This window comes from Roseovarius aestuarii (assembly GCF_019966515.1).
Classification (GTDB): Bacteria; Pseudomonadota; Alphaproteobacteria; order Rhodobacterales; family Rhodobacteraceae; genus Roseovarius; species Roseovarius aestuarii.
The window spans coordinates 1-8610 of the sequence record NZ_JAIMIB010000043.1 but is presented as its reverse complement, the minus strand read 5'-3'; the positions used below and the strand labels follow the sequence as shown (position 1 = coordinate 8610).

At 55.2% G+C, this 8610-nt stretch carries 7 protein-coding genes and 1 pseudogene; 6 read left to right on the top strand and 2 right to left on the bottom strand.

The window, feature by feature from the left end; genetic code table 11:
• Positions 1–78: 78 nt before the first annotated feature.
• Positions 79–726 (bottom strand): adenylate/guanylate cyclase domain-containing protein, encoded by a 648-nt coding sequence (locus tag LC334_RS22685; RefSeq protein ID WP_217809140.1) that lies wholly within the window; start codon positions 724–726, stop codon positions 79–81.
• 188 nt (positions 727–914) lie between these two features.
• On the opposite strand from LC334_RS22685, the gene LC334_RS22680 reads away from it, so the two are divergent.
• The 4 genes from LC334_RS22680 to LC334_RS22665 all read left to right on the top strand — a co-directional run bounded on the left by LC334_RS22680 (position 915) and on the right by LC334_RS22665 (position 4349).
• Positions 915–1547 carry a tyrosine-type recombinase/integrase gene (locus tag LC334_RS22680; RefSeq protein WP_085802591.1) on the top strand — a complete coding sequence of 211 codons (633 nt, stop codon included), beginning with the start codon at positions 915–917 and terminating at the stop codon, positions 1545–1547.
• Between the two features lie 301 nt (positions 1548–1848).
• Positions 1849–2769, top strand: coding sequence for an aldo/keto reductase (locus LC334_RS22675; RefSeq protein ID WP_085802584.1), 921 nt, complete (start codon positions 1849–1851; stop codon positions 2767–2769).
• On the top strand, positions 2769–3455 hold the full coding sequence (locus LC334_RS22670) for a DUF6064 family protein (protein ID WP_085802585.1): 687 nt from the start codon (positions 2769–2771) through the stop codon (positions 3453–3455). Before LC334_RS22675 ends, LC334_RS22670 begins: the two co-directional genes overlap by 1 nt.
• 348 nt (positions 3456–3803) lie before the next feature.
• Positions 3804–4349: a thioredoxin family protein gene (locus LC334_RS22665; RefSeq protein WP_085802586.1), complete on the top strand. Its 546-nt coding sequence runs from the start codon at positions 3804–3806 to the stop codon at positions 4347–4349.
• 30 nt (positions 4350–4379) lie between these two features.
• On the opposite strand, the pseudogene LC334_RS22660 reads toward LC334_RS22665, so the two are convergent.
• Positions 4380–4508, bottom strand: a pseudogene (locus LC334_RS22660) (IS110 family transposase); the annotation flags it as partial.
• 400 nt (positions 4509–4908) lie between these two features.
• On the opposite strand from LC334_RS22660, the gene LC334_RS22655 reads away from it, so the two are divergent.
• The gene (locus tag LC334_RS22655) at positions 4909–6768 is read left to right on the top strand and encodes a putative bifunctional diguanylate cyclase/phosphodiesterase (RefSeq protein WP_085802588.1); all 1860 of its coding nucleotides are present in this window, start codon (positions 4909–4911) and stop codon (positions 6766–6768) included.
• Between the two features lie 991 nt (positions 6769–7759).
• On the top strand, positions 7760–8548 hold the full coding sequence (locus LC334_RS22650; protein WP_085802590.1) for a hypothetical protein: 789 nt from the start codon (positions 7760–7762) through the stop codon (positions 8546–8548).
• Positions 8549–8610: the final 62 nt, after the last annotated feature.

The following is an 8610-nucleotide window of genomic DNA, read 5'->3' as shown; positions in this document are numbered from 1 at the left end:
CGGCGCTTGCTTCACAGCAAGTCCGCCGCATAATCAAACCAACCAGATGGGTCAGATGCTCTACCGGCTCAGACCGCACTAAAGCCCAAAACCTCTGATGACGGACACTTCGGTTATGCCGTCAGCAAAGGCGTCCTGCGCGGCGTCTGAAGACATGCTGTTCAGCGGCAGCACTGCGACGCCAAGTTTACTAGAAGTCTGCGTCACCGACCTTGGCTTTTCAGTTTGCACGGAGCTCTCCAGCAACACTCGGTACGCGCGCACAGGCTCGGTAATGTTCTTGACCGTTTGCGGACCCATGTCCTCGAACGAGAGGTCCAGCTTTGCACGCACCTCGTCATGCACATTTCCCGAAAGACAAATTCCGCCAGGATCGGCCAGCGCTTCGAGACGGGCGGCGACATTGACTCCGTTCCCAAATATATCGCCGTCCTCGACCATCACGTCGCCAAGGTTGATGCCGATGCGAAAGTGCAAGTCTTCTTCGCCAACCCTGATTTGCCAGGCCGCTGCGCAACTGACCGCGTCAACCACGCTGGCAAACTCAACTAGGATTCCGTCGCCCATTAACTTGAACACCCGGCCACGATGGCTGGCGATCAGGGGTTCGATCCGCTCCTTACGCAGCTTGTTCAATCGCGCAAGCGTGCGTGCCTCGTCTGCACCCATCAAACGACTGTAGCTCACCACGTAGGCGGCCAGTATTGCTGCGAGTCGTCGCTCCAAGCACGCTCTCCTTTTTTTGCCAATAACTATGGGCAGAAGATGACGAAGGCCATCGTGATTTTGCCACGAACCATTCGGCGGCAATGGCTCAAAGCCAACATTCGCCACTCCATTCGTGCCGTATGATATTCTCAACCGTCAACGTCGGGTTGTCGTTGTGGGAGGCGTGGCGGATCGGAGGATCAGATATGGACATACCAAACCTACCTGCCATTCGCGCGCTCAGGCCAGCTTGGAACAAGGGACGCATCGTCGGTCAGAAACGTCCGCTTAAACCCAAGCACGTATGGGCAATCAGAGTCCGACTTGAGCTGGCAGAGAACCATCGAGACCTCGCCCTGTTCAATTTGGCCATCGACAGCAAGTTACCGGGATGCGATCTCGTCAAGATGAAAGTCGTCGATGTCATGGCAACCGGCCAGATCAAAGAACGTGCTTCCGTCCTTCAGAGCAAAACCAACAAGCCTGTTCGTTTCGAAATCATGGAAGGAACACGGGCGTCGCTTGAACGCTGGATGGAAGACCCCCTTATGGTCGGATCCGAGTATCTTTGGCCAGGTCGATTTCACGAGAGACTTCACATATCGACACGGCAATATGCCCGGATTGTCAGAGATTGGGTGACGTCCATCGGCCTCGAGGCAACGGCATACGGCACGCATTCAATGCGCCGCACCAAGGTCACCCAGATTTACAAGAAAACAGGAAATCTTAGAGCGGTTCAGCTGTTGTTAGGACACACCAAGATGGACAGTACCGTCCAGTATTTGGGCGTCGAATTGGAAGATGCGCTGGCCATCGCAGAAGCCATCGAAATCTAAAGAGCTGGGCCGCTCGATAAGGGCGGCCCGGAGGAGACATTCATCGGGTCAATTGTCGCCGCGATGCAGCTTTCTCATAGCAGCCGTTCAAGCATTGCGCAGCATTTTCGATAACTGCTAGACTGAATAGCGGCTACTTTACGATCACGGCGTAAAGTACCTTGAGCGGGAAGCCGGCTTGGGCTGCGGCATCGCAAAACGAGGCGAGCACATCCAAAACCGGGCATATCGGCGTGGGGTCGCCTGTGCCGTATCGGCATCTGTATACTGGACAGGATCACATCTGACGCAGGCGGACCCTATGCTCTTTTCCAGACGTACCATGATGATCAGATGCTTCTGCGCCGTCGCGGTGCTGGGCGCCTCGGCTCCCGTCCGCGCGGCGGGCCTCGATCCAGGCACTACAAGGGTCATCCCTAAAACCGGAGAGCACATCCCGGTCATCGGCCTTGGCAGCTGGATCACATTCAATGTCGGCGAAGATCCGAAGCTTCTGACGGAATGCGCGCAAGTTATAGCGGCCTTCGCTGAAGAAGGGGGTGGCATGATCGATTCCTCGCCCATGTATGGATCCTCGCAAAGTACGATTGGTCACGGGCTTGCGCAGCTTGGCGATCGGTCTGACATCTTTACGGCCGAAAAGGTCTGGACGTCGTCACCCGGAGACGGACCGGGTCAGATCGCAGAAACCCGGCGCGAATGGGGTGTGCCCGGTTTCGATCTCCTTCAGGTTCACAACCTGCGAGCGTGGGAAGGTAATCTCGACACGCTTTTCGAAATGAAGGAAGAAGGCAAGCTGCGCCATGTCGGCATCACCACTTCGCACGGCCGGCGCCATGACCTGCTGGAGCGCATCATGCGGGAACAGCCGATCGATTTCGTGCAACTGACCTACAACGTGCTAGACCGCGCGCCGGAAGACCGGCTGTTACCACTGGCGCAAGAGCGCGGCGTCGCTGTGATCGTCAACCGTCCCTATCAGCGCGGCGCCCTGATCGAGCGCTACCGTGGCGCGCAACTCCCGGGCTGGGCGGTGGAAATCGGTGCGGAGACCTGGCCGCAGGTCCTGCTGAAGTTCATCATCTCGCACCCGGCGGTGACGGTCGCGATCCCGGCCACGCGACAGATCGCGCATCTGCGCGAGAACAAGGCGGCGAGCCGGGGCTTGCTTCCCGACGCGAAACTGCGTCGCCGCATGGCGTGGGACCTTGCTCAAATCTGATGATCGACTGGCTGAACTATTCGCTGCGCGACTTCCTGATGTTCGGATCAGAGGTCTACTGGCGCCTGTTTGCGTTGCACAACCAGGCTCACTGGCCGCTTCCGGTCGTAGCCATTGCGCTCGGCCTCGCAATCCTCCTGCTGATGGCGGCTCCGAACGGTCCGCGCCGCCGTCTCACCGGGCTTTTGATGGCCTTGAGCTGGGTCGGCGCGGCGCATTTCCTCGCGACGCGCTACGCTCCGATCAACTGGCCGATGGCCTATGCAGCCTGGGCGTTCGCGGCGGAGGCGGTGATGATTGCCCCCTTGACGATGTATGGTGCACCGGCACAGGCGCGCCCGGCGACCAGGCTGGCGGGCGGCATCGGACTTGCAGTTTTCGCTTATGTATTGCTTCTGCATCCGTTTGTTGGGCTCCTCTTCGGCCGGCCGCTTTCACAAGCCGAACTCTTCGGCCTTGCGCCCGACCCGACCGCACTCGCCAGCCTCGGCCTCGTCCTGCTGATCGGGCGCAGCCGGTGGCGAGTGGCACTCTCCGTCATACCGGTTGTGTGGTGCGTGGTGAGCGCCGCGACGCTATTCGCTCTCGGCGAGCCACAGGGCTTGATGTTGGTCTTCGTTCTCGGGCTTTGGGGCGCAGGAATGGTGTCGGGCGCTACCCGTGCAACGTGGCGCGGACAACGATAGCTTTAGCCGTTTCGGTCCGTCCCCGAAGTACGCAGCAATCGCAGCTTTGGGCTCAGGAAACGGTCATCTGACGTCTTCGCCTAGGCCGCGATGATCTCTTGTGTCTTGTATCGCGTGAGAGCAGATAACACGGGTCTTTTTCCAATCCATCTCAAGCGAATGATGCACCAAGTGGACATGAGATCGGCCGGCAGTCATGCGATCGGTCGGACAATTGCTGATTGATATCGCCACCTGGAAGCCAGCTGAGGTATAAGAAGCTTCAAATACACCCGGCGCATGTAAGTCGAGTCCACCTCGGAACATAATAATAACACTGAAATATTCACTTCACGGAAAGAACCCAAGATGCTGCTTGATACACCTGTTTGCGACTTTGGATGGAAAGGTCCGGACTTCACATTGATGGACGCTCGCGGCAAATCATTTACGATGAGCGAGCGCCTCAGTGACAAGGGGTTGCTGGTTGCGTTCATCTGCAATCATTGCCCGTATGTGCAGGCCATCGGCCAAAGGTTCGCCGAAGATACTGACGCTTTGATGTCTCAAGGGATTAACGTGCTTGCCGTGATGTCCAATGACTACCGGATGGTACCAGGTGATGGTCCAGAATTCATGCTAAAGTTTGCGGCAAAATTCGGTTGGTCATTTCCATATCTTGTCGATGAAGATCAGAGTGTCGGCAAGGCGTATGGAGCTGTTTGTACACCGGATTTTTTTGGTTTCAACAAGGATGGCGAATTGCAATACCGTGGCCGCTTGGACGACGCCGGTATGGGCGATCCAAACAACCGAAATCACGAGTTGGTAAGTGCCATGATCGAGATTGCGCGGACCGGCAAAGGCCCTCAACAGCAAATGCCGTCAATGGGTTGTTCCATAAAATGGCGTTAATCCGGCACCGCCTGTGCGGGAAGAGAACAGCAGGGCCAATCGCTTGATCTGTTTGCGAAGCACGCGCTGCCCCGCCTGATCAAAGCCTACCAGATGGAATGTGTCTTTCCCGATATCGATGCCAATCGACATCAGCTCATCAAAGTCTGTCTTCGCCATGCTACTTCTCCGGTTTGCAGAAATAGGCAGACCCTAACCTGCTGGGTGTAGCAGCCGGTACATCCCATTACCAGATATTCAGCGCTGCTCGATTTTAACCTGCCAATTAACCGGAAACGGACGTTCGTGCAAAGTGCAGCATTTTGGAATGATTGACGACGCAACCGCAGACAACGCAAAAAATCTTCGAGTTCAAGTTAACCACGGTATTCAGGAGATCGATTGCAGCGGATTTTTGTTAACAAGATCTTTGCGTCCCATTTTACCGAGGGCAGAGAGAAAGTTCCTTTACTCTTCAATCGTTCAAATTTTCCCTAAATAAGTCAGCGCGATTTCGTGGTCTAAACCGTTCCTAATCGCTTGGGTGCCATAGGAGTATGGAAATATTCAGGCGCTGTTCGTGATACCTGCTCAGATATTCAATCAAATCAACGATAAGTGCACCGAAGGATTGGCACTCGCTTTAGCGTCGAAGGACGATGGAGCGGTTATGGAGTTTCAGTGGTGTAACAAAGCCTTCACCACGATCACCGGGTACGAAGCGGAAGACGCACTGGGCCAACGAGGAACCATTTTGATTGGTCCGGATTTGGAACAGGGCGTTCACCTTTACATCATTGAAAAACTCATGAACTGGGAGAACTTTTCAACCAAGGCACTCAATAATCGCAAGAACGGCGAAGTCTATTTGCAGCGCATGAGCTGGACACACCTTTCCGACCCCGAGACGGGAAATCACTGGTGGCTCTGCTCGATCCTCGAACTGGAAGAGGAACGCACGGCGCCAGTTGAACCTGTGACGAAAGACCCCTCGATGACGGACAGGGAAAGCTATGCGAGGGTCGTCGAAAAAGTTCACCGCCTAGAGAAAGAAAATACGCGTCTCCACAAACTCGCACAGTCGGTGGCCAAGGACGCGAACGAAGATGCTTTGACCGGCCTTTCAAACCGTCGGCATTTCGAGGTCGAGTTGAAGACCTGGATTGGGAACCTGAAGAAGCACGGAACGGAATTTGCGGTACTCTACATTGATTTGGACCGATTCAAATTCGTGAATGACACGCTTGGTCATGATGCCGGAGATCGGCTGTTAGTTTCTGTCGCCAACATGTTGCGACAGATGACCGATAAATCTGATCTGGTCGCACGCCTTGGCGGTGACGAATTTGTCATTTTGAAGCCGCTAGGGAACAGCGCTCTCAAAGTCAGCGGTCTGGCCGACGAGATTGTTCATACTATGCAGGCACCATTCACGTTTGACGGTAAATCTACGTCCTGTAGCGTAAGTGTCGGCATGGCAATCGCCAAAGCGAATATGGAAAACCCGGAACAAGTCGTCGTAGATGCCGATATGGCGCTCTACCACGCGAAGGAGCAAGGCAAAGGGCGATGGTCGTTCTTTACTGACCAAATGCATGCGAAGTCCGTTGCGACCATGCAACTGGCATCGGACCTGCTGCTGGCATGCGAAAGACAGGAGTTCATTCCGTATTTTCAACCCTTGATTGATGCGCAGACCGGTAGAATTGCTTGCGCCGAGATGCTGGTGAGGTGGTCCCATCCAACCGAAGGCATTCTGGCTCCGGCCGCATTTCTGGACACCGCTGCGCAGATTGGGATTCTCAAGCGGATTGATGAAATCATCTTTGCAAGCCTGCATGGAGCCCTGGCCCGTCTTGACGAAGCGCGTGTTGATCTTCCACGTGTTGCGGTGAACGTCTCTGCCGGCCGGTTGGCAGACCCAACCTTCATACATGACATCAAAAGCTCGGGCATCAAGCCAGAAAGGTTGACGGTCGAAATTCTTGAATCGGTTTACCTCGATCGCATGGGTGACGTGGTTCGGTGGACCATAGATGAGCTAGATGAGTTGGGAGTAACGATAGCCTTGGACGATTTCGGAACAGGCCACGCGTCAGTGCAGGGGTTGCTGGAAATCAGGCCTGCGATCCTCAAGATCGACCGTCACTTCATTCAACCCCTTGCGGCGGACCCGAGCACGAGACCGTTGGCTGCATCCATCATCGGCATCGGCAAAAGCCTTGGCATGCGCGTGGTCGCGGAAGGGGTCGAATCCGAAGAGCATGCGCGGCTTGTGAGTGAGATGGGCTGCGATTATCTGCAGGGCTTCCATTTCGGCAGGCCGATGAGCGAGGACGACCTGCGCGACAGGTTGACAGAGACAGGTGGGATGTTTTGGCCCGATGCTCTATCGGACGTCGATAACAACGTGGTGCGTGGCACAGGAAAGGCGGTTTGACGGTGTTGCGTAGAAAGAACGCCTGGTGACACCAGCAACTATGGCCACAGATATGGGGGCCGTCTTGTCAGGGGGCCTTATCCAGTCAAATGGGTGTGCGTCTCGCAGGCGGGTGGCGGCAAATCGCGATACCTGCATCAACTGTCCTAAGCAGCAGCCGTCGCAGCGAGTTCAATCGCGCGGGCAAGCGCTTTGTCGGGGCAGTAAGTTGGGCTGTTGGCGGCGCAAACCTGATTGCGGCCGGGTCCAACCTCATAAACACAGGACACGAACGCACCGTCCCCTACTTCGGACGCGCACGGGATCCATCTCCCGCCTGGGCCTTCGATGGCGTTTCCGATACGCACATTCACGGAACCTGGCGGCGTGCAGGACACCTGAACCGACTTATCAAACAGCTTGGTAAGACTCATGGAAGACCTCTCTCGCTCGTCGATAATTCAGGCCGGATTAGACCAAAGTGTGGCTGTACTAGAGGGTCTGCCCACGTATTGTCGCATTCTCAGCAAGCCGGAGGCCAGGATGGATCATGAAACCAAGCTTGCATGACCTTACCCTCTCAATACATCTCGATAAATAACTTGAAATCAAATAGTTGGCGAAGATGTGGGTGAAAGGTGAGGCTTTCTCAATTTTAGGTGTTTTCCCTAATTTTGTCACTTTCGCCGAGGTGGTCCGTATGGACATCAATGTCTGCACGAGTAATGCTTCGGAGTCCCATCGTGTCGAGTCAATGTAGAATTCGACCCAATTCACCAGGCCATGTGCCGACGTATCCGCAGTCCTTACCTGATAAGGACGGGAAATGGGTAGATTTGCCAAGAGATCTGACCATGGCAACCTCACAGGGGTCAGCCAATCCGACCGTCTGATGGCACCGATTAAGACCAAAAATTCGATTTGAAATCCGTCAGATCGCAAAAAGTTAATAACACATCGTTAACCATTTGATGGGAGGTTGCATGCCATACCGGAAAAGAGGGCGCGTTGGATGGGGATGTCTCCGTTTAGACTGTTTAAATTGACAACACACCTGTCCGGTATCCTCCGCGATCTCGAGGAGGGTGGCATTCATATTGAGGTTGGCGACGACTTTGCCAAATACCGCTCCTACCGGTGCCAGCAGATTGATCGCGGCCCGATCTATCCGATATTTGATGTGGCAAGTTCGTACATAGACCGTACCAACGGCTTCTGGATTTGCGGGTTCAACTCAAGCGGTGAGTTGATCCACACGCAGGCGGTACGTCTTCTCGACCTGTCGGGCATTTCGCTGGCAAGGCACCTAAATATCCACCGCCACAAATACATTACCCCAGATTCCACACCCGACCCGGATCTTACGTATTATTCGGGTCCGGAGGCGCTTGACACGATCACCGGTCAGGTCTGCTATCAGGGAGAGTTCTGGCTTCGTGCCCACGGCCTTGGCGGACCACGCAGCCAAGGGGCAACGTCACTACTGTCGCGCGTCCTGTTCGAGATCATGGTCGGAACCTGGGATCCGTCATTTGTTTTTGCGCTCGTACCCAAACAATTAGCCGCGAAAGGCGCCCACCTTCGCTATGGATACTGTCACTGTGAACCCGGCCGTTGGCTGGGCCCTAACCAACAAGTGACCGAGGAAGATTATTTGATCTGGATGGGGGCCAATGACATGGCGAATGCACTTACGCAAGCGCCCCAAAGCCTCCAGCGCGCGGCCAGCGTTTCGACGGTTCAATCCACGACCGCTTCCGACGATGCTAAGGGGCGTTTGAACGCAAAAGCGAATGTCTGACCGGCGGTATGCGTAAATGACGCACCCTACGTCGGAAATCGATAGAGCTGGACCAGTGACCG

Excerpts from the sequence above, each read along its gene's own strand:
- LC334_RS22680 (WP_085802591.1), top strand. The coding sequence starts at position 915 with ATGGACATACCAAACCTACCTGCCATTCGCGCGCTCAGGCCAGCTTGG.
- LC334_RS22675 (WP_085802584.1), top strand. The coding sequence starts at position 1,849 with ATGCTCTTTTCCAGACGTACCATGATGATCAGATGCTTCTGCGCCGTC.
- LC334_RS22670 (WP_085802585.1), top strand. The coding sequence starts at position 2,769 with ATGATCGACTGGCTGAACTATTCGCTGCGCGACTTCCTGATGTTCGGA.
- LC334_RS22665 (WP_085802586.1), top strand. The coding sequence starts at position 3,804 with ATGCTGCTTGATACACCTGTTTGCGACTTTGGATGGAAAGGTCCGGAC.
- LC334_RS22650 (WP_085802590.1), top strand. The coding sequence starts at position 7,760 with ATGGGGATGTCTCCGTTTAGACTGTTTAAATTGACAACACACCTGTCC.